General features: G+C 73.6%; 27 protein-coding genes. 14 read left to right on the top strand and 13 right to left on the bottom strand.

Going from position 1 to position 23,660, the window contains the following annotated elements; translation table 11 throughout:
• Positions 1-354: 354 nt before the first annotated feature.
• From IF01_RS0138390 to IF01_RS0138365, 6 genes are read left to right on the top strand one after another with little or no spacing between them, the layout of a single operon-like run.
• On the top strand, positions 355-861 hold the full coding sequence (locus IF01_RS0138390; protein WP_030398277.1) for an Asp23/Gls24 family envelope stress response protein: 507 nt from the start codon (positions 355-357) through the stop codon (positions 859-861).
• 42 nt (positions 862-903) lie between these two features.
• Positions 904-1,095, top strand: a complete 192-nt coding sequence (locus tag IF01_RS0138385) for a hypothetical protein (protein WP_030398276.1) — start codon at positions 904-906, stop codon at positions 1,093-1,095.
• The gene (locus IF01_RS0138380) at positions 1,095-1,454 is read left to right on the top strand and encodes a hypothetical protein (protein WP_030398275.1); all 360 of its coding nucleotides are present in this window, start codon (positions 1,095-1,097) and stop codon (positions 1,452-1,454) included. Before IF01_RS0138385 ends, IF01_RS0138380 begins: the two co-directional genes overlap by 1 nt.
• The gene (locus IF01_RS0138375) at positions 1,451-1,672 is read left to right on the top strand and encodes a hypothetical protein (RefSeq protein ID WP_030398274.1); all 222 of its coding nucleotides are present in this window, start codon (positions 1,451-1,453) and stop codon (positions 1,670-1,672) included. Before IF01_RS0138380 ends, IF01_RS0138375 begins: the two co-directional genes overlap by 4 nt.
• Complete coding sequence (locus tag IF01_RS44700; RefSeq protein ID WP_157855467.1) at positions 1,669-2,406, top strand: DUF6286 domain-containing protein; 738 nt, start codon at positions 1,669-1,671, stop codon at positions 2,404-2,406. Before IF01_RS0138375 ends, IF01_RS44700 begins: the two co-directional genes overlap by 4 nt.
• Positions 2,403-3,044 carry a hypothetical protein gene (locus IF01_RS0138365; RefSeq protein WP_051757043.1) on the top strand — a complete coding sequence of 214 codons (642 nt, stop codon included), beginning with the start codon at positions 2,403-2,405 and terminating at the stop codon, positions 3,042-3,044. The genes IF01_RS44700 and IF01_RS0138365 overlap by 4 nt, the downstream gene beginning before the upstream one ends.
• 55 nt (positions 3,045-3,099) lie before the next feature.
• Here the strand turns inward: IF01_RS0138365 and IF01_RS0138360 are convergent, their stop codons facing one another.
• On the bottom strand, positions 3,100-3,873 hold the full coding sequence (locus IF01_RS0138360; protein WP_030398271.1) for an SDR family oxidoreductase: 774 nt from the start codon (positions 3,871-3,873) through the stop codon (positions 3,100-3,102).
• A gap of 198 nt (positions 3,874-4,071) precedes the next feature.
• On the opposite strand from IF01_RS0138360, the gene IF01_RS0138355 reads away from it, so the two are divergent.
• Both IF01_RS0138355 and trxA read left to right on the top strand, forming a co-directional pair.
• Positions 4,072-4,515, top strand: coding sequence for a MerR family transcriptional regulator (locus IF01_RS0138355; RefSeq protein WP_045940049.1), 444 nt, complete (start codon positions 4,072-4,074; stop codon positions 4,513-4,515).
• Between the two features lie 3 nt (positions 4,516-4,518).
• A complete protein-coding gene (gene trxA / locus IF01_RS0138350; RefSeq protein ID WP_030398269.1) occupies positions 4,519-4,851 on the top strand; it encodes a thioredoxin in 333 nt (110 codons plus the stop codon).
• A 40-nt stretch (positions 4,852-4,891) separates the two neighbouring features.
• On the opposite strand, the gene IF01_RS0138345 is transcribed toward trxA, so the two are convergent.
• Positions 4,892-5,689, bottom strand: a complete 798-nt coding sequence (locus IF01_RS0138345) for an SURF1 family cytochrome oxidase biogenesis protein (RefSeq protein ID WP_030398268.1) — start codon at positions 5,687-5,689, stop codon at positions 4,892-4,894.
• A 31-nt stretch (positions 5,690-5,720) separates the two neighbouring features.
• A complete protein-coding gene (locus tag IF01_RS0138340; RefSeq protein WP_030398267.1) occupies positions 5,721-6,719 on the bottom strand; it encodes a DEDDh family exonuclease in 999 nt (332 codons plus the stop codon).
• Between the two features lie 193 nt (positions 6,720-6,912).
• On the opposite strand from IF01_RS0138340, the gene IF01_RS0138335 reads away from it, so the two are divergent.
• The 4 genes from IF01_RS0138335 (at position 6,913) to moaA (ending at position 11,281) form a co-directional block, all read left to right on the top strand.
• The gene (locus IF01_RS0138335; protein WP_030398266.1) at positions 6,913-7,956 is read left to right on the top strand and encodes a zinc-dependent alcohol dehydrogenase family protein; all 1,044 of its coding nucleotides are present in this window, start codon (positions 6,913-6,915) and stop codon (positions 7,954-7,956) included.
• A gap of 278 nt (positions 7,957-8,234) precedes the next feature.
• Positions 8,235-8,591, top strand: a complete 357-nt coding sequence (locus tag IF01_RS0138330; RefSeq protein ID WP_045940051.1) for a DUF485 domain-containing protein — start codon at positions 8,235-8,237, stop codon at positions 8,589-8,591.
• Positions 8,588-10,198 (top strand): monocarboxylic acid transporter, encoded by a 1,611-nt coding sequence (locus tag IF01_RS0138325; RefSeq protein WP_030398264.1) that lies wholly within the window; start codon positions 8,588-8,590, stop codon positions 10,196-10,198. The genes IF01_RS0138330 and IF01_RS0138325 overlap by 4 nt, the downstream gene beginning before the upstream one ends.
• Positions 10,199-10,291: 93 nt before the next feature.
• On the top strand, positions 10,292-11,281 hold the full coding sequence (gene moaA, locus IF01_RS0138320) for a GTP 3',8-cyclase MoaA (RefSeq protein ID WP_030398263.1): 990 nt from the start codon (positions 10,292-10,294) through the stop codon (positions 11,279-11,281).
• 14 nt (positions 11,282-11,295) lie between these two features.
• On the opposite strand, the gene IF01_RS0138315 is transcribed toward moaA, so the two are convergent.
• The 6 genes from IF01_RS0138315 to IF01_RS0138290 all read right to left on the bottom strand — a co-directional run bounded on the left by IF01_RS0138315 (position 11,296) and on the right by IF01_RS0138290 (position 17,247).
• Positions 11,296-11,529 carry a hypothetical protein gene (locus tag IF01_RS0138315; protein WP_030398262.1) on the bottom strand — a complete coding sequence of 78 codons (234 nt, stop codon included), beginning with the start codon at positions 11,527-11,529 and terminating at the stop codon, positions 11,296-11,298.
• A 359-nt stretch (positions 11,530-11,888) separates the two neighbouring features.
• The gene (locus IF01_RS43020) at positions 11,889-12,278 is read right to left on the bottom strand and encodes a DUF3099 domain-containing protein (RefSeq protein ID WP_037782792.1); all 390 of its coding nucleotides are present in this window, start codon (positions 12,276-12,278) and stop codon (positions 11,889-11,891) included.
• 102 nt (positions 12,279-12,380) lie between these two features.
• The gene (locus tag IF01_RS0138305; protein WP_030398260.1) at positions 12,381-12,929 is read right to left on the bottom strand and encodes an RNA 2'-phosphotransferase; all 549 of its coding nucleotides are present in this window, start codon (positions 12,927-12,929) and stop codon (positions 12,381-12,383) included.
• A 30-nt stretch (positions 12,930-12,959) separates the two neighbouring features.
• Positions 12,960-14,363, bottom strand: coding sequence for a metallopeptidase TldD-related protein (locus IF01_RS0138300; protein ID WP_030398259.1), 1,404 nt, complete (start codon positions 14,361-14,363; stop codon positions 12,960-12,962).
• Entirely contained in the window at positions 14,363-15,925 is a 1,563-nt protein-coding gene (locus IF01_RS0138295) for a TldD/PmbA family protein (RefSeq protein WP_051757056.1), read from the bottom strand. Before IF01_RS0138295 ends, IF01_RS0138300 begins: the two co-directional genes overlap by 1 nt.
• 176 nt (positions 15,926-16,101) lie before the next feature.
• On the bottom strand, positions 16,102-17,247 hold the full coding sequence (locus tag IF01_RS0138290) for an MBL fold metallo-hydrolase (RefSeq protein WP_030398257.1): 1,146 nt from the start codon (positions 17,245-17,247) through the stop codon (positions 16,102-16,104).
• 374 nt (positions 17,248-17,621) lie between these two features.
• On the opposite strand from IF01_RS0138290, the gene fabG reads away from it, so the two are divergent.
• Entirely contained in the window at positions 17,622-18,344 is a 723-nt protein-coding gene (fabG, locus tag IF01_RS0138285) for a 3-oxoacyl-[acyl-carrier-protein] reductase (RefSeq protein ID WP_030398256.1), read from the top strand.
• Positions 18,345-18,347: 3 nt separating this feature from the next.
• Positions 18,348-19,115 (top strand): enoyl-ACP reductase FabI, encoded by a 768-nt coding sequence (fabI, locus tag IF01_RS0138280; protein WP_030398255.1) that lies wholly within the window; start codon positions 18,348-18,350, stop codon positions 19,113-19,115.
• 78 nt (positions 19,116-19,193) lie between these two features.
• On the opposite strand, the gene IF01_RS0138275 is transcribed toward fabI, so the two are convergent.
• The 4 genes from IF01_RS0138275 to IF01_RS0138260 all read right to left on the bottom strand — a co-directional run bounded on the left by IF01_RS0138275 (position 19,194) and on the right by IF01_RS0138260 (position 23,615).
• Positions 19,194-20,246 (bottom strand): hypothetical protein, encoded by a 1,053-nt coding sequence (locus IF01_RS0138275; RefSeq protein ID WP_030398254.1) that lies wholly within the window; start codon positions 20,244-20,246, stop codon positions 19,194-19,196.
• On the bottom strand, positions 20,243-22,411 hold the full coding sequence (locus IF01_RS0138270) for a DUF6571 family protein (RefSeq protein ID WP_030398253.1): 2,169 nt from the start codon (positions 22,409-22,411) through the stop codon (positions 20,243-20,245). The genes IF01_RS0138275 and IF01_RS0138270 overlap by 4 nt, the downstream gene beginning before the upstream one ends.
• Positions 22,408-22,776: a WXG100 family type VII secretion target gene (locus IF01_RS44695; protein WP_051743051.1), complete on the bottom strand. Its 369-nt coding sequence runs from the start codon at positions 22,774-22,776 to the stop codon at positions 22,408-22,410. Before IF01_RS44695 ends, IF01_RS0138270 begins: the two co-directional genes overlap by 4 nt.
• Before the next feature lie 167 nt (positions 22,777-22,943).
• Positions 22,944-23,615, bottom strand: coding sequence for a FadR/GntR family transcriptional regulator (locus IF01_RS0138260; protein WP_030398251.1), 672 nt, complete (start codon positions 23,613-23,615; stop codon positions 22,944-22,946).
• Between the last annotated feature and the right edge of the window lie 45 nt (positions 23,616-23,660).

Below are 23,660 nucleotides of genomic sequence, written 5' to 3'. Positions count from 1 at the left end.
AGTCGCTCGAGGGGCCCGGGCCCGTGGGAACTCCCACGGGCCCGGGCTTTTTCGCGTTTCCGGCGGGTGGCCGACCTGCCGGGGGCGGGACTTTGCAAAGTCGCACTTTGCAAAGTCCCGCCGGATCCGGACGGGCCTGGCGAACGGCGACCGGAGAGGCCCGGCCCCGTGGGATGCCCCACGGGGCCGGGCTCTTCCGTGTCTCCGCCCATCTGCTCATCCGCTCATCCGCTCATCCGTCTGTCCGTCCGCAAGGTCCGCCCGTCCGGCTGCTCCGGGGGCGGGAACCGTGGCGAAATGCCAGAGTTGGAGCGATTTGCGATATAGCTGGAGCCGCACAACGGGAGATGAGCCATGCCTGACACTCCGACACCCGCCACCCTGCACAAGAACCCCTCGGCCGGTGCCGCCGCGTCCTCGACGGGCGCCGACGGCGCGACGTCGGTCGCCGAGCGCGGCCGCACCGCGCTGGCCGTCGGCGTGGTCGAGAAGATCGCCGGGATGGCCGCGCGCGAGGTCAGCGGCATCCACGCCCTCGGCTCCGGCCTCGCCCGCACCTTCGGGGCGATGCGGGACCGCGTCCCCGGCGGGCGCAGCAGCATCGGGCGCGGCATCAAGGCCGAGGTGGGGGAGAAGCAGACCGCCATCGACATCGCGCTGGTCGTCGAGTACGGCGTCGTCATCCCCGAACTCGCCCGCCAGGTGCGGGAGAACATCGTCGACGCGGTCGAGCGGATGACGGGTCTGGAGGTCGTCGAGGTGAACATCGCCGTCAACGACGTCCACCTGCCCGACGAGCCCGATGTCGTCGAGGAGGAAGAGGAGCCCCCCTCCTCCGGCCAGCGCCCCAAGCTGAAGTAGTGCCCGGCTGAAGTTGCCCCCGCGGAAGACGAGGTGGAACGCATGAACCTGGCCATCGTCGGCCTGGTGGTGGGAATGGCCCTGGGCTTCGCCGGATACTTCGGCGGGTTCGCGGCCTTCCTGCTGGTGGCCGCGCTGGGGGTGGTCGGATTCGTGGTCGGCCGTCTGCTGGAGGGCGACATCGAGCTCGGCGAGCTCGGCGACCTGCTGCGCAGTCGCGACCGGCGCCGCTGATGGCGGCCCTCGTCCCCGCGCCGACGCACGGGGAGCCCGGCACGCGTGGCCGGCTGCGGATCGCCGACCGGGTCTACGCCCGGATCGCCGCCAGGGCCGCCCGGGAGGCGCTCGCCGAGTCCTGGGAGGGCCGGACCGCCCGCGGCAGACCGCCCGCGGTCTCGGTGAACACCCCGTCCGCGCCGGGCGGCCCGGTCACCGTACGGGTCGCCGTCGACCTGCCCTTCCCCGCCGATCTCACCGCCCTGGCCCGCGCCGTCCGCGACCGGATCGTCTCCGACGTCCGCGCGCTGACCGCCACCCGGGTGGCCGAGGTCGTCGTGGTGGTCGAGCACCTGGTGCCGGAGGTGGCGGGATGAGCACCTGGCGGAGTGCCGGGGTGGGCCGACGCGAGGTCTGGGCCGCCGGCGGCGGCCGCTGCGGCGGCAGCACCGGACCGGGCTGGGGCCGGGGCCGGCCGGGGCACGGCGGCGGAGCGGCCTGCCACGGCGGCTGCTGGATGACCGGGCCCGCCGTGCGGCGGGCGGACCTCGTCGCGCGACGGCCCGGCCGTCAGGGCCCGGAGGGGCGGGCATGAGCGGAGGGGGCGGCGAGCCGTTGGCCGGGGACACCCCGGCGGACCCGGCCGCCGAACCGGCGCCGAAGGTGCCCCGACTGCGCGCGCCGCGCACCACGGCCGCCGTCGTGGTGGCCACCGTGCTGCTGATCCTGGCCGTGGCGCTGCTGTACGACGTGGTGGCCGTCCGGGCCGGGCAGCCGGCCCGGCAGTGGCGCACCGACCTCGCCGACGAACTGGCAGCCCGGCATCCGGACGATCTCGCGGTTCTGCTCGGCGCCGGGGCGGCGACGCTGCTCGGCGGCTGGCTGCTGTGGCTGGCGCTGGCCCCCGGCCTCGGCCGCTGGCTGCCGCTGCGCCCGCACGGGGACACCGCGGCGGCCATCGACCGGGCCGGGGTGGCCGCCCTGCTGGCCGACCGGGCGGCCGTGCTGCCGGGTGTCGAGCACCTCAAGGTGCGGATCAACCGGCGCCGGGTGCGGATCGCGCTGGTCGGGCCGGCCGATCCGGCCTCGGTGCAGCGGCAGCTGCGCGCGGAGCTCGCGGCGGTCACCCTGGCCGGGCCGCTGCGGCTGGACGTGCGGACGGCGGGCCGCGGACGGCGGGCCGGTGCCGCTCCGGTGTCGGAGGAGGAGTCGGTGCCGCAGGAGCAGCCGGTGCGGGAGGGCAGCGCGGCAAGAGGCAGTGCGGCAAAGGGCGGTGCGCCCGAGGGCACTGCGCCCGAGGGTCCGGCGCGGGGCGGTGGTGGCGAGTGAGCCGGACCGCGGTCAACCGGCTGCTGCTGGGGGTGGTGGGGGCGGTGCTGCTGGTGGCCGGGCTGCTGGTGCTGCTCGGCGGGCTCGATCTCTACCGGCGCCTCGGCCTGGACCCACCGTCCCGGTGGCCGCTCGCCTCGCCCGACCGGCCGGTGCTCGGCGTCCGCGCGCGCACCCGCTGGGAGGACCGGTCCTGGTGGTGGCCGGTGGTGATCGGGGGCCTCTCCCTGCTCGTCCTGGGCATCGGCTGGTGGCTGCTGGCGCAATTGCGCCGCAGCGGCCCGGCGACCGTCCTGCTGCCGACGCCGGGGGTGTCCGGGCTGCGGCTGCGGCTGCGGACCAGGGCCCTGGAGGAGGCGGTGGAGAGCGGCGCGGTCGTCCTGCCGGAGGTCGAGCGGGTGGGCGTCCGGCTGGTGCGCGGGCGGCGGCACCCCCGGCTGCGGGCGGCCGTGCGGATGACCCCGGGCGGTGATCCGGCCGCGCTCGCCGAGCACTTCGAGACCGGCCCGCGCACCGGGGCGCGGGCCAGTCTGGGGCTGCCGGAGCTGCCGGCGGAGCTGCGGATCCGGGTGGTCGCGGCCCGGCCGGAGGTCACCGGGCGTCAGCACCGGCGGAACAAGCGGCCGCGCGTGCTCTGACCGCCCGGGGACGTCCGCCGGGACATCCGCCGGGGACCGTCCGCCCGGCGGCGGCTCAGAGGCCGCGCAGGGCGCCGCCGTCGACCGGGACCATCACCCCGGTGAGGTAGGAGGCGGCGGGGGAGAGCAGGAACGCGGCGACCTTGCCGAACTCCTCCGGGGTGCCGTAGCGGCCGAGCGGGATCGCGGCGCTGTGGTGGGCGCGGGAGGCCTCCGGGTCGCCGCCGAGCGCGTCGAGCTCCCGGACCCGGTCGGTGTCGATCCGGGCCGGGAGCAGGCCCACCACCCGGATGCCGCGCGGCCCGAGCTCGTCGGCCAGCGACTTGGCGGCCATCGCCAGGCCCGGGCGCAGGCCGTTGGAGATGCCGAGGCCGGGAATGGGCTGGCGGACCGACCCGGAGAGCACGAAGCCGATCACCCCGCCCTCGCCCAGGGTCGCGGCGGCGGCGCGGGCGATCCGCAGGGCGCCGAGGAAGACCGACTCGAAGGCGTCCCGCCAGGCGTCCTCGGGGGCGGTGGCGACCGGTCCGGCCTGCGGTCCGCCGACGCTGATCAGGATGCCGTCGAGGCGGCCGAAGTGTTCGACGGCCGTGCTGACCAGCCGTTCGGCGGTGCCCGGGTCGGCGTTGTCGGCGACCAGTCCGTGCACCGCGTCCGGCCCGTCGCCGAGGGCGGCGAGCTCGGCCACGGCGGCGTCGACGGCGGCGGCGCCGCGACCGGTGACCAGCACCCGGGCGCCGTCGGCGGCGAGTTCGCGGGCGGTGGCCAGGCCCAGGCCCCGGGTCGCCCCGGTGACCACGTACACCTTGTGCTGCAGTCCAAGATCCATGGGGACATCCTGCCGGGTGGGCCCGGGCCGGAGGTAGCGGGCGCGGCGGGGTCGGCCACCGGCGCCCGCGCCGAGGCGGTCCGCCGACGCGGAGGCAGAGGCGGACGCGGACGCGGCCACTGGCGTTGACGTCGGCGTCAAGGTCTACCGTCGGTCCCGGCGGCGTTCGGACGGCTGCCGGAAGGGCAGGGTCCGGACATGCGGATCGGTGAACTGGCGAAGCGGGCGGGGACGACCACCCGGGCACTGCGGTACTACGAGCAGCTCGGGCTGCTCCCGGCCCGTCGGGCCGGCAACGGGTACCGCGCGTACGGGGAGGAGGACGTGCGGCTGCTCCGGCAGATCCGCACCCTCCAGGACTTCGGCTTCGGGCTGGAGGAGACCAGGCCGTTCGTCGAGTGCCTCCAGGCGGGGCATCCGCACGGCGACTCCTGCCCGGCCTCGCTGGAGGTCTACCGGAAGAAGCTGTCCGAGCTGGACGAGTGCATCGCCCGGCTGCAGGAGGTCCGCTCCCAGGTGTCCGAGCAGTTCGCCCGGGCGGAGCGGGAGCGCGACGCGCTGGCGGCCGGGGCCGCCGCGGAGCCGCCGCAGTGCGAGTGGGCCGCGTCCGCGGCCCCCGACCGGAACACAGGGGAGAGGTAGAGCATGATGCGGATCGCTGGAGTGACGGCGGTGACGGACGGGACCTTCGCCGCCGAGGTGCTGGCCGCCGAGGGGCCGGTGCTGGTGGACTTCACGGCGGACTGGTGCCCGCCGTGCCGCCAGATGGCGCCGGTCCTGGCGGACATCGCCCGGGAGGAGGCGCACCGGCTGACGGTGGTCAGTCTGGACGTGGACCACAATCCGGAGACCCAGGCGGCCTACGGGGTGCTGTCGATGCCGACGCTGATGGTGTTCCGCGGCGGCGAGCCGGTGAAGGCGGTGGTCGGCGCCCGGGCCAAGGCCCGGCTGCTGCGCGACCTGGAGGACGTGCTCTAGCAGCTGCGGGACAGGGACAGGGACAGGGACAGGCGCGGGCTCAGGCCGGGACGGGGACCGCCACGCCCTCGGCCTCGGCGGCCTCCTTGCGGCGGTCCTTGGCCTCGCGCCGGGCCATCACCACGAACCCGACCGGGATCAGCGCGGTGAACAGCCACCACTGGATCGCGTACGCCATGTGCGGCCCGATGTCGGAGTGGTTGGGCTCGGGCAGCAGCTCGGGCTGGTCCGCCGGGGCCGGCTGGGTGGCGGTGAGCTCCAGGTAGCCGCCGAGCAGGGCGGCGCCGGTGTCCTTGGCCTGCTGGGTGGAGCTGATCAGGTTGAACTGCCGGTCCGGCAGTCCGGCCCGGTCCTTGATGCTGCCGCCGGCGGCCTCGTCGGCGCGCAGCCGGCCGGTCAGGGTGACCTGGCCGGCCGGGGCGGCCGGCACGGCGGGGTACTCGATCGCGGAGTTGCCGGAGGCCACCCAGCCCCGGTTGACCAGCACGGTGCCCGCGCCGTCGGCGAGCACCAGCGGGGTGACCACGAAGTAGCCGATCTTGTCGCCGCTGGAGTCGGTCCGCTTGCGGACCACGAACTCGTGCGCCGGGTCGTACTGCCCGGTGGCCGTCACGGTCCGCCAGGTGAGGTCCTTGGGGACGGCGAAGCCGGGCGCCGCCGACAGGGTGTCGAACGGCACGGGCGGGTCGGTGAGGGACCGGGCGATCAGCTCGTTGCGGTCCACCCGCGCCTCGTGGCGGTGCAGCTGCCAGAACCCCAGCCGGACGGTCGTGGGGATCAGCAGCAGGGCGATCAGCAGGGTGATCAGCCAGCGCCGGGAGAGCAGAAAACGGTACACATGGGCACGGTACGCCCTGTTCACAACGGGCTCACGCACCGGGGTGCGGGGCGACCTCACGCAGCAGCTGGAGGAAGGCGTCCTCGCCGACGACGGGGGTGCCGAGCTCGCGGGCGCGGCGGGCCTTGCCGCTCCAGCTGCCCGGTTCGTTGGTCACCAGCAGGCTGGTGAGGCGGCTCACCGAGGTGGCGATGTGCAGGCCGGCCTCGACGGCGCGGTCCTCCAGCAGCTCCCGGTCGGTGGCGGTGTCGCCCGTGAAGGCCACCCGCATGCCCTGGACCAGCGGGCTGCCGTCCTCCCAGCGCCCCGGGTTGGGGTAGGGGCACGGCGGGCGCTTCTTGGCCTGGCGGTAGGCGGCGCCGGTCCAGGAGGCCCGGGAGGGGGAGGCGGGCGCGTCCTCGCCGAGGTCGGTGACGGCCACGCAGGACTGGAGCGGCAGCGGGACGCCCCCCGAGCGGGCCAGGTGCAGGCTGGGGCGGAAGGCCTCGGCGAGGACCCGGGCGTCGTCGAGGGCGTTGTGCGCCTGGCGCTGCTGGACGCCGAAGTACTCGGCGAGCGAGGAGAGCTTGCCGTTGGGCAGCGGCAGCCGCAGGTCGCGGGCGAGCACCATGGTGCACAGCCGGTGGTCGACCGGGGCGTGCAGGCCGGCCCGGGAGAACTCGCGGGAGATCATGTTCCAGTCGAAGAGCGCGTTGTGGGCGACCAGGACCCGGCCGCGCAGCCGTTCGGCGAACTCGCCGGCGATCTCCGGGAAGGTGGGGGCGTCGGCCAGCTGGTCGCCGGTGAGGCCGTGGATCCAGACCGGGCCGGGGTCGCGCTGGGGGTTGACCAGGGTGTACCAGTGGTCGGTGACCTCGCCCTCCTCGTCCAGCTGGTAGACGCCCGCCGAGATGACGCGGTCCGTGCGGCCGAGGCCGGTGGTCTCGACGTCCACCACCGCGAAGCCGGCGGCGGGCGCGGCGGACCGCTGTGCCGGGAGGGGGGCGGTCCGCGGAGCTGCGCCGGGGGTCTCGGGCTGGATCGCGTACATGGTGCAACAGAATACGGCCCGTCGGCGGTCGCGGAGGGCGCTCCGGGCAGGTCGGCCCCGGTCCGCCGCGGTCCGGAATGTTGCCCGGGACCGGCCGGAATAGAGTGGGCGGTGCAGTCGTCGTACATCTGGTCGATTGTTTTCCGGTCGTCCGCGCCACCCCTGCGGACACCTCTGCGAAGGACGAACCCTCATGCGCGCCACCGTCATCCACGGCCCCAATGACATCCGGATCGAGCAGGTGCCGGACCCGGTCGTCCAGCAGCCGACCGACGTCGTGGTGCGGGTGGTGAACGCCTGCATCTGCGGCAGCGACCTGTGGGCGTACCGCGGCGTCGCCTCGCGGGTGGCCGGGCAGCGGATCGGGCACGAGTTCCTCGGTGTGGTCGAGGAGGCCGGCGCCGAGGTCCGCGACTTCCGCCCGGGCGACCTGGTGGTGGCGCCGTTCGTCTGGTCGGACGGCACGTGCGACTTCTGCCGCGAGGGCCTGCAGACCTCCTGCCCGCACGGCGGCTTCTGGGGCGAGGTCGGCTCGGACGGCGGGCAGGGCGAGGCGGTGCGCGTCCCGTTCGCGGACGGCACCCTGGTGAAGCTGCCCAAGGAGGCGCTGGGCGACGAGAAGCTGCTGCCGGGCCTGCTGGCGCTGTCGGACGTGATGGCGACCGGTCACCACGCGGCGGTCTCGGCGCGGGTCCGGGAGGGCTCCACGGTGGCGGTGGTCGGGGACGGCGCGGTCGGCCTGTGCGGGGTGCTGGCCGCGCACCGGCTGGGCGCCGGGCGGATCATCGCGCTGGGCCGGCACACCGCCCGGACCGACCTGGCCCGCCGGTTCGGCGCGACCGACGTGGTCGCCGAGCGCGACGAGGCGGCGATCGAGGCGGTGCGGGAGCTGACCGGCGGGCAGGGCGCGCACGCCGTGCTGGAGGCGGTCGGCACCGAGGAGTCGATGCGCACCGCCGTGTCGATCGCCCGGGACGGCGGCGCGGTCGGTTACGTGGGTGTGCCGCACGGCGGCAGCGCGGGCGTGGACATCGGTCAGATGTTCGGCCGAAACGTTTCGCTCAACGGCGGCGTCGCGCCGGCCCGGGCCTACATCCCCGAGCTGCTCCCGGACGTGCTGTCCGGCGCCATCGAGCCGGGTCTGGTCTTCGACCGCACGGTCGACCTCGACGGCGTTCCGGACGGCTACCGGGCGATGACCGACCGCTCCGCGCTGAAGGTGCGGATCGCGTTCTGATCCCGGGCCCTCCGCGGGGGGCCTGTCGCGAAGAGGTCCTGACGGGAGGTCGGGGCGGCACCGAATGGCCGGTGCCGCCCCTTTCGTTTGCCCGGATACGGTGGTTTTCGGCCAATCGATTAGTGCAGAGGGGTGAACGTCTGGCTGGTCACGGTCAAACCCTTTCGGCTTACGCGCCACCCTCCTAGCATTGCGCGGCGCGCATCCGGACTGTGACGCCGCTCACGTCCGATCGTTCCACTGGTGCGACCACTACGCCGAACGAGTGAGGAGTCAGAGTGGAATCGCCGCCGATCGACACCACCGCCACCGAAACCCAACTCATTGAGGAGAGCGCGGAGTTCCGCGGCCTCCGGTCATCGTTCCGGAGCTTCGCGTTTCCGGTCACCATCGGTTTCGTGCTCTGGTACCTGCTCTACGTCCTGCTCTCCAGCTACGCCCCCGGCCTGATGGGCACCAAGGTCGTCGGGCACATCAATGTCGCCCTCGTCCTCGGACTGCTCCAGTTCGTCACCACCTTCGCCATCGCGGCCTGGTACGCGCGTTACGCCGCCCGGAGGCTGGACCCGCCCGCGGCCGCCATCCGTGAGGCGCGCGGCGCCGTCGTCCACGCCCCCCGGGAGGCCGCCGAATGAACCTGCTCGCCACATCCGCCACCGACCACCGCGGCCTCACGATGACCCTGTTCGGGATCTTCGTGCTCGCCACCCTCGGCATCACCGTCTGGGCCGGCCGCCAGACCAAGGACGCCGCCGACTTCTACGCCGGCGGCCGGGGCTTCTCCGGCTTCCAGAACGGCCTCGCCATCTCCGGCGACTACATGTCCGCGGCCTCGTTCCTCGGCATCGCCGGAGCCATCGCGCTGTTCGGCTACGACGGCTTCCTGTACTCGATCGGCTTCCTGGTCGCCTGGCTGGTCGCCCTGCTGCTGGTCGCCGAGCCGCTGCGCAACTCCGGCCGCTACACCATGGCCGACGTACTGGCCTTCCGGATGCGCCAGCGCCCGGTGCGCACCGCCGCCGGCATCTCCACCATCGTGGTGTCGATCTTCTACCTGCTCGCCCAGATGGTCGGCGCCGGCTCCCTGGTCGCCCTGCTCCTCGGGGTCAGCGGCGACGGCGCCAAGCGCTGGACCATCGTCGCGGTGGGCGCGCTGATGGTCCTCTACGTCGCCATAGGGGGCATGAAGGGCACCACCTGGGTGCAGATCGTCAAGGCCGTGCTGCTGATCGCCGGTACCGCGCTGATGACCTTCCTGGTGCTGGCCAAGTACCACTTCAACGTCTCCAGCCTGCTCGGCGCCGCCGCCGACGCCAGCGGCAAGGCCAACGCCTTCCTGGAGCCCGGGCTGAAGTACGGGGCCACCGGCACCAGCAAGCTCGACTTCCTCAGCCTCGGCCTCGCGCTGGTGCTGGGCACCGCCGGGCTGCCGCACATCCTGGTCCGCTTCTACACCGTGCCCACCGCCAAGGCGGCCCGGAAGTCCGTGCTCTGGGCGATCGGGATCATCGGCGGCTTCTACCTGATGACCCTGGCGCTCGGCTTCGGCGCCGCCGCACTGGTCGGCCCGAAGACCATCAAGGCCTCCAACGCGGCGGGCAACACCGCGGCCCCGCTGCTCGCCGAGAACCTGGGCGGCGGCGCGGGCACCACCGGCGGCGCCGTGCTGCTCGCGGTGATCTCCGCGGTCGCCTTCGCCACCATCCTCGCCGTGGTCGCCGGGCTCACCCTCGCCTCCTCGGCCTCCTTCGCCCACGACCTCTACGCCAACGTCATCCGGCGCGGCAAGGTCTCCGAGCGCCAGGAGGTGTACGTGGCCAAGTGGGCCGCCGCCGGCATCGGCGCGGTGGCGATCGCGCTCAGCCTGTTCGCCGACAAGCTCAACACCGCCGCCCTGGTCGCCCTGGCCTTCGCGGTCGCCGCCTCGGCGAACCTGCCCACCCTGCTCTACTCGCTCTTCTGGAAGCGCTTCAACACGGTCGGCGCGGTCAGCTCCGTCTACGCCGGACTGGTCACCTCGGTGGTGCTGGTGCTCTTCTCGCCGGTGGTCTCGGGCGGGAAGAACTCGCTCTTCCCGCACTCCGACTTCCACTGGTTCCCGCTGGAGAACCCCGGCCTGGTCTCGATCCCGGTCGGCTTCCTCGCGGGCTGGATCGGCACCGTGCTCTCGCGTGAGGAGGCCGACCCGGCGAAGTACGCTGAACTGGAGGTCCGCTCGCTGACCGGGCTGGGCGCCCACTGACGGACAGGCGACGATTAAGCTGGCCCGGCCCCGTCGTGACGGTGGCCGGGCCGGCCGCTCACCAGGCGGCACCTCACTCGGGAAGGGACCGCCGTGCTGCTCGACACCTTCGGCCGCCGCGCCGTCGACCTCCGGGTCTCCCTCACCGACCGGTGCAACCTGCGCTGCACCTACTGCATGCCGGAGCAGGGCCTCCAGTGGCTGGCCAAGCCCGACCTGCTCACCGACGAGGAGATCGTCCGGCTGGTGACGGTCGCGGTGCGCGACCTCGGCGTCCAGGAGGTCCGCTTCACCGGCGGCGAGCCGCTGCTGCGCCCCGGACTGGTCGGCATCGTCCAGGCCTGCGCCGCCCTCGACCCGCGCCCAGAGCTCTCCCTCACCACCAACGGCATCGGCCTCGCCCGCACCGCGGCGGCGCTGCGCGAGGCGGGCCTGGACCGGGTCAACGTCTCGCTCGACACCCTCGACCCGGACACCTTCCACACCCTCACCCGGCGCCACCGCCACCAGGACGTCCTGGACGGCCTGGCCGCCGCCGAGGCCGCCGGGCTCACCCCGGTCAAGCTCAACGCGGTGCTGATGCGCGGGGTCAACGAGGACGAGGCGCCCGCGCTGCTCGCCTGGTGCCTGGAGCGCGGCTACGAGCTGCGGTTCATCGAGCAGATGCCGCTGGACGCCCAGCACGGCTGGGACCGCTCCTCGATGATCACCGCCGAGGAGATCCTGGAGCGGCTGTCCGCCCGCTTCGACCTCACCCCCGAGCCCTCCGCGACCCGGGGCGCGGCTCCCGCCGAACGCTGGCTGGTGGACGGCGGGCCGGGCCGGGTCGGGGTGATCGCCTCGGTGACCCGCCCGTTCTGCCGCGCCTGCGACCGCACCCGGCTCACCGCCGACGGCCAGGTCCGCGACTGCCTCTTCGCCACCGGCGAGACCGATCTGCGCACCGCGCTGCGCTCCGGCGCCGACGACGCCGAACTGGCCGCCCGCTGGCGCACGGCGATGTGGGGCAAGAAGGCCGGCGCCGGGATCGACAGCCCGGAGTTCCACCAGCCCGACCGCCCGATGTCGGCGATCGGCGGCTAGCGTGCGGCGGAGGCTCAGCCCGCGTCGGGGGTCCACCCGGCGAAGGGGAGGACCTCCTTGAGGAAGCCGCGGACGCCCAGGAACTGGGAGAGGTGCTCGCGGTGCTCGTCGCAGGCGAGCCAGGTCTTGCGGCGGTCCGGGGTGTGCAGCTTGGGGTTGTTCCAGACCAGGACCCAGACGGCGTCCGCGCGGCAGCCCTTGGCGGAGCAGATCGGGGTCTGCGGCTGGGGGGCGTCGGGGAGCAGCATCGGAGTCGTCCTCGGGGCGGTCGGCGGCGGATCGGCAGCGGATCGGCGCGTGATCGCCGGGCGATCCGTGGGCGATCGGCGGGGGATGGTCACCGCCAGTCTGTCACGCTCCGGAGCCGTTCCTCGGGGCGGAGGACCGGAGGAGGGCGGGGGAGCCGGTCCGGGAGAACACATGGCGACGCCGGGCAGCCACGGGGGGAGCCGCCCGGCGTCGGTCCGTCGCTCCGACGGGGGATGCGGAGCGCGTACGCAGTATGTCACGGTAGGGACCGGGTATGGGGAGGTCTTGCATGATTAATCTGAGCTTCTTTTGAGCTTTCCGCTCAGGCAAACGAGGGAAAGTCGGGCAAAGCGGGCGCTCAGTTCCGGGACTGTGAAGGATCGGTGGGCACACGGCCCGCCCCATCAGTACCGTGAGTCACATTCGCCCCGCCGCCACCGGTGCCCCCTGGGCCCAGCATCAGCGGCGTCTCCGGCGGCACGTCGAAGGTGGACGGCAGCCCCGGCGCGCGCTCCCGGCCCGCGTTGGCGACCAGCACCGCGAAGTACGGCAGCAGCACCCCGCCCGCCAGCGCCACGAGCGCCAGCCACCGCTGCACGTCCCACAGCACCACCGCGAGCAGCACGCAGACCGTCCGCAGCAGCATCGACGCCACGTAGCGGCGCTGGCGGCCCCGGACGTCCTCGGTGAGGCTGCTGCGGGCCCCCGTGATCCGGTGGACCTGTCCGGCCCCGGTGCTCTTGCCCATGTCCCTACCGCCCTCGTCCACGCTCCCGCGCGCCTCGCCGCACGGCCACCTCACGGTACGCCCGGAGGGGTCCGGCGACGAGACCGGGTCGGCGGACACGCCTCAAAGACGCCGGGAGAGGTACTCCGGCGGGACCTCGTCCGTCAGCCAGACCCCGTTGGCGCTCACCCGGAACTCGTGGCCCGCGGCGGCCATCGCGGCCGCGTCCACCAGCAGCACCACCGGGCGGCCGTGCCGGGAGCCCACCCGGGTCGCGGTCTCGGAGTCCGCGGACAGGTGGACGTCCTGCCGGGCCATCGGGCGCAGCCCCTCCCGGAGGATCGCGTCCAGGCTCCGGGTCGCGGTGCCGTGGAACAGCACCGGCGGGGGCTCGGTGGCGGCCAGACCGAGGTCGACCGCCACCGTGTGCCCCTGGCTGGCCCGGATCGAGAGGCCGTCCGGCGAGTAGGCGAAGCGGCGCTTGTTGTTGGTCGCCACCACGTGGTCCAGCTCGGCCCTGGTCAGCCGGGTGCCCCTGGCCGCCAGCGCGGCCAGCAGGACGTCCACCCGCACCCAGCCGGCCGGGTCCAGGGCGACCCCGACCCGCTCCGGCTCGTGCCGCAGGATCCGCGACAGCATCTTGCTCGTCCTGACCGTGCGCTTCTCGTCCATCCCCATCGATCCCCCCCAACGGCCGCCCGGCTACGAGGCCTGGCTGACCGAACTCATGTTGAATCCCGTGACCCGGACCGGCGGCATCGCCGTCCGGGTGAACCAGTCGCTCCACTCGCGCGGCAGGCAGCGCTCGGTCCGGCCCACCTCGGTGATCCGGCCGAGCAGGTCCACCGGCGACTCGTTGAAGCGGAAGTTGTTGACCGCCCCGACCACCTCGCCGTTCTCCACCAGGTAGACGCCGTCCCGGGTCAGACCGGTCAGCAGCAGCGTCGCCGGGTCCACCTCGCGGATGTACCAGAGGCAGGTGAGCAGCAGGCCGCGCTCGGTGCCGGCGATCATCTCCTCCAGGGTCGGCGCGGACTCCTGCCCGGCCGCCTCCAGGACGAGGTTGTCGACCGCGGGGCGCGCCGGCAGGCCGCCCAGCGCGGCCGAGTGACGGCTGGTGACCAGCGAGGCCAGCTCGCCGTCGCGGATCCAGTCGGTGGCGGTCAGCGGCAGGCCGTTGTCGAACACCGAGGACTCGTCCTCGCTGGCGTGCGTGAGGACGAACGGCGCGCACTCCAGGCCCGGTTCGGCCGGGTCGGAGCGCAGCGTCAGCGGCAGCGCGGCCAGCTTGTCGCCGATCCGGGTGCCTCCGCCGGGCCGGGAGAACACCGTCCGGCCCTCGACGGCGTCCCGGCCGCCGGACGACCAGTTGAGGTGGATCATCAGGTCGGCGACGGCCGACGGCGGCAGCAGCGTCTCGTACCGGCCGGCCGGCAGGTCGATCCGCCGGGCACCCCAGCCGAGCCGCCGGGTCGCCTCGGCGTGCAGCGCCGTGACGTCCACGTCGGCGAAGTCCCGGGTGGCGGCGCCGACCCAGGCCGAGTCGGACAGGTCGGCGGCCTTGGCGTTCAGCTCGACCATGCCGGTCGGCTGGTCGTGCCGCAGCCGCAGGCCGGTGGAGGTGCCCAGGTAGCTGGTGACCAGCTCGTGCCGGGCGAAGCCGTACAGCAGCTCGCCCCGCCCGGCGGCCTCGGCGAAGGCCCGGCCGAGGGCGGGCGCGAACTGCGCGAACACCTCGATCGAGGTCTCCGCCGGTGGCGCGGTGAAGTCCGGCGAGGGCGTCTGCTCGGCGGCGGTGACCAGCGGCCGGGCGTCCTCGGCCGGCCCGGCGGCGCGGGCGGCCTCCTCGGCGGCCAGGACCAGCGCGGCCACCTCCTCCGGGACGACGGCCTCGCGGGAGACCGCGCCGGAGGCGGTGCCCTCGGCGCCGTCCACCGTGGCGATCACGGTGAGCCGCCGGCCCCGGGTGACGCCGTTGGTGGTGAGGGCGTTGCCGGCCCAGCGCAGATTGGCGGTCGACTCCTCGTCGGCGATCACCACGCAGCCGTCGGCGCGGGAGAGGCCGAGCGCGAGCTCGACGAGTTCGTGGGGCTGCGTCGCGGCCATCAGTGACCCGCCTCCTGCTGGGTGTTGAGCACATTGACGTTCCGGAACAGCGCCGACGGGCAGCCGTGGCTGACGGCGGCGACCTGGCCGGGCTGCGCCTTGCCGCAGTTGAAGGCGCCGCCCAGCACATAGGTCTGCGGGCCGCCGACGGCCGTCATCGAGCCCCAGAAGTCGGTGGTGGTCGCCTGGTAGGCGAAGTCCTTGACCTGGCCCGCGAGTTCGCCGTTGCGGATGGCGTAGGCGCGCTGGCCGGTGAACTGGAAGTTGTACCGCTGCATGTCGATCGACCAGGAGCGGTCACCGACGATGTACAGGCCGTTCTCGACGTCCGCGAACAGGCCCTCGGTGGACGGGCCGTCGGCGGCGGGCTGCAGCGAGACGTTCGCCATCCGCTGCACCGGCACGTGCGCGGGGGAGTCGGCGAAGGCGCAGCCGTTGGAGCGTCCGAGGCCCTTGAGCGCGGCCATCGCCCGGTCGAGCTGGTAGCCGACCAGCACCCCGTCCTTGACCAGGTCCCAGGACTGCGCGGCCACCCCCTCGTCGTCGTAGCCGACGGTGGACAGGCCGTGCTCGGCGGTGCGGTCGCCGGTGACGTGCATCAGCTCGGAGCCGTACCGCAGCGAGCCGAGCTTGTCGAAGGTGGCGAAGGAGGTGCCGGCGTAGGCGGCCTCGTAGCCGAGCGCGCGGTCCAGTTCGGTGGCGTGGCCGATCGACTCGTGGATGGTCAGCCACAGGTTGGACGGGTCGATCACCAGGTCGTAGCGGCCCGCCTCGACGCTCGGCGCCCGCATCTTCTCGGCCAGCAGGACGGGCAGCTCGGCGAGTTCGGCCTCCCAGTCCCAGCCGGTGCCGGTGAGGTACTCGAAGCCGCGGCCGACCGGCGGCGCGAGGGTGCGCATCGACTCGAAGGCACCGGTGCGCCCGTCCACCGAGGTGGCCTCCAGCTCCGGGTGCAGCCGGATCCGCTGCTGGGTGGTGACGGTGCCGGCGGTGTCCGCGTAGAACTTGTTCTCCTGCACGGTCAGCAGGGTCGCCTGCACGTGCGAGACGCCCTCGGCGGCCAGCAGCCGCGAGCTCCACCCGGCGAGCAGCGCCGTCTTCTCGGCGTCCGGCACCTCGAAGGGGTTCACGTCGTACGCGGACACCCAGGTGACGTCCGGGTGCACCGGCTCCGCGGCCAGTTCCACCCGCTCCTTCGAGCCCGCCGCGCGGCTGATCCCGCCGGACAGCCGGGCCACCGCGACGGCCTGCTCGGCCACCCGCGCCGCCGCGTCCGGGGTGAGGTCCACCCCGGCGGCGAAGCCCCAGGCGCCGTCCAGCAGCACCCGGACGGCGAAGCCGAGCTGGACGCTGTCGGAGGTGCCGGCCGGGCGGGCGTCGCGCAGCCGCCAGGAGGCGCTGCGCACCCGCTCCAGGCGGAAGTCGGCGTGGTCGACGCCGAGTTCACGGGCCCGGGTGAGGGCGGCGTCGGCCAGGGCGCGCAGCGGCAGGCCGAGGAAGAGCGGGTCGACGGTGCGCGGGGCGGCGCCGCCGGGGGCCGGGGGCGTGCTGGTCGGGGGCAGCGGAGGCAATCGGGCTCCCTGGTCGGGGGGACGGTGGTGCAGGACCCCCGGGTGAACGGGGGTACCCGCACGGCATCATGGCCCGTCGCAGGGGTTTCGGCCAGCGCATTCCTTCCGGCGTGGCCCGCAGTGCGGCCCCGCGGGCGCGGGCCCGGCGCGCCCCGGTCCCGTCCGGCTCAGGCGACGCCCTCCCACCAGCCGTCCGGCTCCGGCGGGTTGTCGATGTCGACCCGCTCGCCCGGGCGCGGCACCGCCAGCGGCACGCCGTGCTCCTTGGCCGCCACCAGCAGCCGCTCGATCGGCTCGGCCCACGGGTGCAGGCCCAGGTTGAAGGTGCACCAGTGCACCGGGACCAGCAGCCCGGCGTCCAGCTCGCGGTGCGCGAGGACGGCGTCCTCCGGCGTCATGTGGATGTCGGCCCACGCCGGGTCGTACGCGCCGACCTGCACCAGCGCGGCGTCGAACGGGCCGTGCTGGGCGCCGATCCGCGCATAGCCCTCGAAGTAGCCGGAGTCACCGGTGTAGTAGACCCGGCGGTTCGGGCCGGCGATCACCCAGGAGCCCCACAGCGTGGTGTTGCGGGTCAGGCCCCGGCCGGAGAAGTGGTGGGCGGCGGTCAGGGTGACCGTGAGCTCGCCCAGCGTGCAGGTCTCGTTCCAGTCCAGCTCGATGATCCGGTGCTCGGGCACGCCCCAGCGGCGCAGGTGGGCGCCGATGCCGAGCGGCACCGCGAACGGCGCGGACTGGCTGCGCACCAGCCGCCGGACGGTCGCCATGTCCAGGTGGTCGTAGTGGTCGTGCGAGATCAGCACCGCGTCCACCTGCGGCAGCTCCTCCAGCTCCACCGGCACCGGGTGCAGCCGACGCGGGCCGACCTGCGCGGCGGGGGAGCACCGCTCGCTCCAGATCGGGTCGAGCAGCACCCGCGCGCCCTCGACCTCGACCAGCGCCGAGGCGTGCCCGTACCAGGTGACCGCCACGCCCTCGGCGGCCGGCCCGGCGCCCTCGGCGGGGCGGACGGTCGGCACCGGGTGGCTCGGCGTGCGGCCGTCGCGCTGGAACAGCGCCCGGCGCACCGTCTCCACGTCGATGCCCGCCTGGGCGGTCGGCCGGGCCAGCTCGGAGGGCGCGTTGTGGAAGACGCCGTCGCGGTACTGCGGGGAGTTGCGCAGCCGCTCCTCCCGCTCGCCGTCCGGCCGCCGGCCGAACGCCGCCGGCAGGTCGCGCAGCGCCCAGGCGACCGCTCCCGCGCCGGCCGCCAGTGCGGCCAGGGCCGCCAGTCGTCCGCGCCGGTGGGTCGTCCCGGCCTGTGCCTCGCTCATTCCGCGCTCCGCATCGTCGTCGCCGGGGCCCGTGTCCGGCCGTGGGGCCCGGGTCGGCCCCGGTGCGGCGGCCCCGGCTCGTGCCGCACCAGGGGGCACAACGGGCGTGCCCCGCCGCCGGGTTCCCGGACGTGCGGCTCAGTGGACACGACAATACGGCCCCGCCACGTGGGGGAACGGCGGGAATTCCGCCCCGGGCCGGATTGTCGGATACCGACAGTTCCACCGGTGCTGCGCTGTGGGAGCCCGATTCGTCGCCGCGCCGGGCCGACCGATAGCGTCGCACCGCGTACATCGTTTCGACGTGCGCGGACATCATCACGGAGTGGTACGCGGACACACGGCGTGCGCACACAACGGAGAGAGGTGGATCGTTGAGCCGCTCGGTTCTCGTCACCGGAGGCAACCGGGGCATCGGCCTCGCGATCGCCCTGGCCTTCGCCGAGGCGGGCGACAAGGTCGCCATCACCAGCCGCTCGGGTGAGGTCCCCGAGGCACTGGCCAAGTACGACGTGCTCGCGGTGCGCTGCGACATCACCGACAGTGCCCAGGTCGACGCCGCGCTGACCGAGATCGAGGCCGCGCACGGCGGCGCGGTCGAGGTGCTGGTCGCCAACGCCGGCATCACCAACGACACCCTGCTGCTGCGGATGTCCGAGGAGGCCTTCACCTCCGTCCTGGACACCAACCTCACCGGCACCTTCCGGGTCGTGAAGCGCGCGTCCAAGCTGATGATGCGCGCCCGCAAGGGCCGGATCGTGCTGATCTCCTCGGTCGTCGGCCTCTCCGGCTCGCCGGGCCAGGCCAACTACGCCGCGTCCAAGGCCGGCCTGGTCGGCTTCGCCCGTTCGCTGGCGCGCGAGCTGGGCCCGCGCAACATCACCGTCAACGTGGTCGCCCCCGGCTTCGTGGACACCGACATGACCGCGGTGCTCACCGACGAGCGCCGCGCGGAGATCGTCGCCGGCGTGCCCCTGGGCCGCTACGCGGCGCCCGCCGAGGTCGCTTCCACCGTGCGGTTCCTCGGTTCGGACGAGGCCGCGTACATCACCGGAGCCGTCATTCCCGTGGACGGCGGATTGGGCATGGGTCACTGAGTCATGAGCGGAATCCTTGAGGGAAAGCGCATTCTGATCACGGGTGTGCTGATGGAGTCCTCCATCGCCTTCCACACCGCCAAGCTGGCCCAGGAGCAGGGTGCCGAGATCATCCTCACCGCCTTCCCGCGGCCGAGCCTGACCGAGCGCATCGCCAAGAAGCTGCCGAACCCGGTCAAGGTGCTGGAGCTCGACGTCTCCAGCCCTGAGCAGCTGGCCGGCATCGCCGACCAGGTGCGCGAGCACCTGCCGACCCTGGACGGCATCGTCCACTCGATCGGCTTCGCCCCGCAGGACGCCCTGGGCGGCAACTTCCTGAACACGCCGTGGGAGTCCGTGGCCACCGCCATGCACGTCTCGGCGTACTCGCTGAAGTCGCTCACCACGGCGCTGCTGCCGCTGATGCAGGACGGCGGCGCGGTCGTCGGCCTCACCTTCGACGCCCAGTACGCCTGGCCGCAGTACGACTGGATGGGCCCGGCCAAGGCCGCCCTGGAGTCGACCAACCGCTACCTGGCGCGCTACCTGGGCGAGCGGAACATCCGCTGCAACCTGGTCTCGGCGGGCCCGATCGGCTCGATGGCCGCCAAGTCCATCCCGGGCTTCGGCGACCTGGCCGCCACCTGGGAGGACCGCTCCCCGCTGAAGTGGGACCTGAGCGACCCGGAGCCGGCCGGCCGCGGCGTCGTCGCCCTGCTGTCGGACTGGTTCCCGAAGACCACCGGCGAGATCGTCCACGTCGACGGCGGCCTGCACGCCATCGGCGCCTGACGCCTCCGGTAGGTACGAACGCCGCTGCCCGGCACCCCTCTTCTCGTGGGAGGGGTGCCGGGCAGCGGCGTTTCGGTGTTACTTGGGGGCGACCGGCTCGCAGCCGCGCTGCGCGGCCACGGCGTTCGCCCAGGAGGCGAACAGCGGAGTGCTGAAGGCGCTGGGTTCGGGGGCGACGAGGTCGGACCGTCCGGACAGGTGGAGGAAGAGGTCGTCCTTTCCGCACTGCGCGTGGACCGCGCGGTCCGTGCCCGCACCTCGCCAACCGGTCGGCAGCGGGGTGTCCAGACTCTTCCTGGTGGCGACGAAGGTCGGATAGCGGGTGTCGGTGGTGACGGTGAAGCGGAGCGCGGGTTCGGACATGATCTGGCTGTAGACCCAGCAGGACTGGAGCGGCGCGGCCGGATCGCTGACCCGCTGGGCCAGCTCCGGCAGGTTCCGGCCGGTCCCGACGCCCGGCAGGCCGCAGAGCTGCCCGTCGGTCGCGGGCGTGACGGCCGGGCCGGGGGCGGTGAGGTGCATGTCCGGCACGTCGGCGGAGCCGCAGCCGGACGACTTGGCCAGGGCCGCGCCGAAGTCCGCGGCGAGCCGGGCGAGGGCGGCGCGAGCCTCCTGGTCGGGAGTCTCCTTGGACGGGTCGTCCTGCCACATGAGCTCGTGCTTGCCGCGATGGCGCACGTCCGCGGCGAGGATGTCGGCGTCCCGGTCCGGGAAATCCTCCGTGCTGCCAGTGGTGGCCCTCCGGCAGCCCGCCGGGAGCACCAGCCAGCCGGTGTCGTTGGCGAAGGCACCGAGCGGCCCCCGGTCCGGCTGGGACATCGCGGGATCGACAAAGCTGCGCTTGTCGGCACGTTCGACACCGTGGCTCTGGAGGGTGAGGTCGGCGCCGCCCCTTACCTGGATCACGCAACGGCCTGCCGGCTCGGCGAGGTCCTTCGGCAGGCGGCTCTGCACGACCTCGATCCTGCCGTCGCCCAGGACCTGCTGGACGTCCTTCGCGGCGACGGCGCCGTCGCAGAGGCGGTCCGGCAGGAACAGGTTGGTGTACTGCCACGTCGCGAAGCCGCCCGCGCCGAGGGCGAGGACCAGCACGCCCACGACGACGGCCCAGGTCCGTCGGGAGATGGTCACTTCTGGCCGTTCCGTCCGAGGGCGCTCATGGCGTTCGCATGACCGGTGGTGTGGCCGGTGCCCAGTTCCTGCGAGACCACGCTGGTCGTCTTCGGGTCCGCGTGGTGCGCGTCGCCCCAGCCTGCGGCCATGGCCTTGCCCTGGGTGAGCGCGGCGTAGTGGGCATCGGCCGACTTGGAGTTGCCCGCGTTCTGGGCGTCCTCCTTGATGTGGTCGCTCCACTCGGAGATGCCGAGATCGACGAGGCCGCCCGCGATGTCACCGACCTCCGGGATGAACCCGGTCACGCTGCCGTTCACCGTGGAGGCGAACTCGCCCGTCTTCTCGGCCCACTCCATCCGGTCGTCCTTCTCGTCCAGGATGACGGAGGTCCGGATCGCGTCGTAGGCACCGAGTGCCGTGCCGACCTGCCGAGCCGGGATGTCCCGGTCCTCCGGGGCGTGCTGAGGATCGGGCGGGAGGACGGCCAGGGCGTCGGCGGCTTTGGCCCGCTCGGCGGCGTACAGCGTGGCGTAGGCCTCCGGGTCGTCGGCGACGCCGCGCATCACCCGGACGAGGTGGTCGGAGCTTCCGCCGAGGTGGCCCTCGCCGTTCTTCTCCCAGGCGCCGTTGTGCTGAACGTTGCTGACGTCCTCGCTCAGGATCAGGTGCGTGTCGTCCACGTAGTCCGACAGCGCGTTGGCGATCGGCATCTTGAGATCGTCGTGGATCTCGCTGCCCTTGCCCCCGCCGTCCAGGGCGTCGATGGCGCCCTGCATCACCCGGGCCTGGGCCGGGGTGTGGGGGCCGCCGTTGTGGCTTCCCTCGCCGGGGACGTCGCCGGTGGCGGCGGCTTCCAGGGCGGCGGCCAGGCCGTCCTGGTGGGTGCCCTTGTCGTTCATCGGCGGACCGAAGAGGGTGTTGGTGTACGTGGTGGGCCACTCGCGGTCGCGCAGCAGGTACTTGAGGCGGTCCTCGGCGCCGGGCGACTTCGGGTCCAGGAACATGGTGGCGGCGTCCGGGTTCTGGCCCATCAGCTTGAGCACGCCGTCCACGGGGTCGTACACCAGGTCCGGGCGCGGGCCGTTGAACTGGTGCGCGGACCAGCGGTTCTTGTCGGCGCGCTCGGCGGCGAGGACGTCGGTGCCGAGGTCGTTCAGGAACTCCTTGCCGTACCCGGCGTTGCCGTGCTGGAGCAGGGTGGCGAGGGTCTGGTAGCCGTAGATCGGTTCGGTCTTGCCGCCGAAGTGGCGGGCGTTGATGTTCTTGACGCCGGCTTCCTGGAGGCCCTTGCGGAAGTCCTGGTAGAACTTCGTGTTCGGGTCCCTGGTGGCGCCGGCGATGGTGTTGGCGAGGTTGGTCTGGAGCTCGCCGTACTCGCCCTTGAGCTTGCCGTCGCGGTCGTTGAGCCGGAGCTCCAGCTCGTCGGCGAGCAGCAGGGTGCCCTCGGGGCCGAGCGTGTTGAGCAGCGTCTGGCCGTAGACGGGGCTGCCGGAGTTGGCCTTCATCAGGTTGTTGAGCTCGGCGAGCTCCTCCGGGCTGAGGGTCTTGCCGTCCTTGAGCCGGGCCGCGAGTTCGGCGGCGCGCCGGCCGTCGGCCTCGTCGCCGCCGCCGACCGCCTGGCCGTTGAACTGGTCGAGCGGGTCGCCGACCTTGGCGGCGCGGCGCAGTTGGAGGGCGGCCCGCTGGTCGGCGGCGGTCGCCTCCTCCAGGAAGATCGTGATCTTCCGCGACCACTGGCCGGCGGCCTCGTGCCGGGACTGCTGGTAGTCCGGGTCGTGGTGGTAGTAGTCGCGCTCCTCCTTGGAGAGGGCGCCGACGTCGAACAGGACGTTTCCGGTGCCGGTCACCTTCATGCCGTCGGCCTGGGCGTCGGCGACGGTCTGCTTGAGCTTCTTCTGCGCCGACTCGAAGTCGCCCTGGGCGTCCTTGATGATCGAGGCGACGGCCTTGGCCTCGGTCTGCGCGTCGACGCTCTGCTGCCGGGTCATGCTGATGTGCAGGTTGGCCGCGGAGGCGGTCGAGCCGAACCACAGGTTCTGGCCGCCGGTGACCGGGAGCACCTCGGTCTCCAGCCGCTGCTGGACGCCCTGGTACTTGCGGGCCATCTCGGTCCAGTCGGCGACGGCCTTGGCCATCGCCGACGGGTCCGCCTTCATGACGTCCTCGAAACCGAGCAGGCTCATCCGCCCGCACCGTTCCCGGCGAACGGCGTGCCGTTCCCGCCGAACGACGAGGCGATGCCGTGCTCGACGTTCAGGTAGTTGGTGTGGGTCTGCCGCATCATCCCGGCCTCCTGGTTGAGGCGGCCGTTGAGCTGCGACACCTGCTCGTGCCACTCCTTGACCGCGCCGCGCAGGGCGGCGGCGGTGTCCCAGCCGCTCAGCTTGCCGGCGGCGGCCTCGGTCGACTCGTCGGCGGTCTTCCCGGCCGCGGTGCTGTCGGTCGCGATGCCGTCGAGCGCGGTGGCCGCCTTGTCCAGCGCGCCGGTCGACACCTTGGTGGGCCCCCCGCCCGGTCCCTGGCCCAGCTTCAGGTCCGGATCCGCCATCACTTCTCCCCGTTGTGGTCCACATCCGGCCGGAGACCGGCCGTTCGCGAATTTTCACGGGACGTTAGCACGCCAAAAGCGGGCTCCCGCAAGGCGCGTGCCCGCGTCGGTGCACCCGCGGGCGCCGGTGCGGGTGCTGGCGCGAGCGCCCGCGGGCCGCCCCCCGGTCAGCCCTCCCGGTCGCAGGCGCCGATGGCGCGGCCGGCCTCGTGCGAGGCGCGCTGGGCGTCGCGGGCGCGGATGGCGTCGATGATGTCGTCGTGGCCGAGGTAGCGCTCGGGGACGATCTCGGGGCCGACGTCGTGGCGCAGCAGGGCCCGGGTGACCTCGCCGAGGTCGGCGTAGAGGGCGGAGAGCACGTCGTTGTGGGCGGCGGCGACCACGGTCTGGTGGAAGGCGGCGTCGGCCTGGACGAAGTCCTCGGCGTTGCCGGAGTGCCAGGCGTCCTCGCGGCGGGCGAGGGCGGAGTCCATGAGGTCGAGGTCGCGGTCGGTGCGGCGGGCGGCGGCGAGGCCGGCGGCGGCGGTCTCCAGGGTGGTGCGCAGTTCGGCGACCTGGGCCCGGTCGGCGTCGGCGAAGCGGCGGTGCATGACGCCGGCGAGTTCGCTGGCGGCGAGGACGTAGGTGCCGGAGCCCTGGCGGATGTCGAGCAGTCCGTTGTGGGCGAGGGCGCGGACGGCTTCGCGGACGGTGTTGCGGGCCACGCCCAGCTGTTCGACCAGGGCGGCCTCGGTGGGGATGCGCGAGCCGACGGGCCACTCCCCGGAGGTGATCTGCGCGCGCAGTTGGGCGATCACCTGGTCGGACAGCGGGGTGCGCCTCGGCGAGGACAGCGCCACGGGGGACTCCTTGGGTCGGGTGGGTCGGGCCATCATGCCAATTCG

Source organism: Kitasatospora purpeofusca (assembly GCF_000718025.1).
Taxonomy (GTDB): domain Bacteria; phylum Actinomycetota; class Actinomycetes; order Streptomycetales; family Streptomycetaceae; genus Kitasatospora; species Kitasatospora purpeofusca.
The sequence above is the reverse complement of the archived record's forward strand: the minus strand, read 5'-3'. Positions and strand labels throughout refer to the sequence as shown.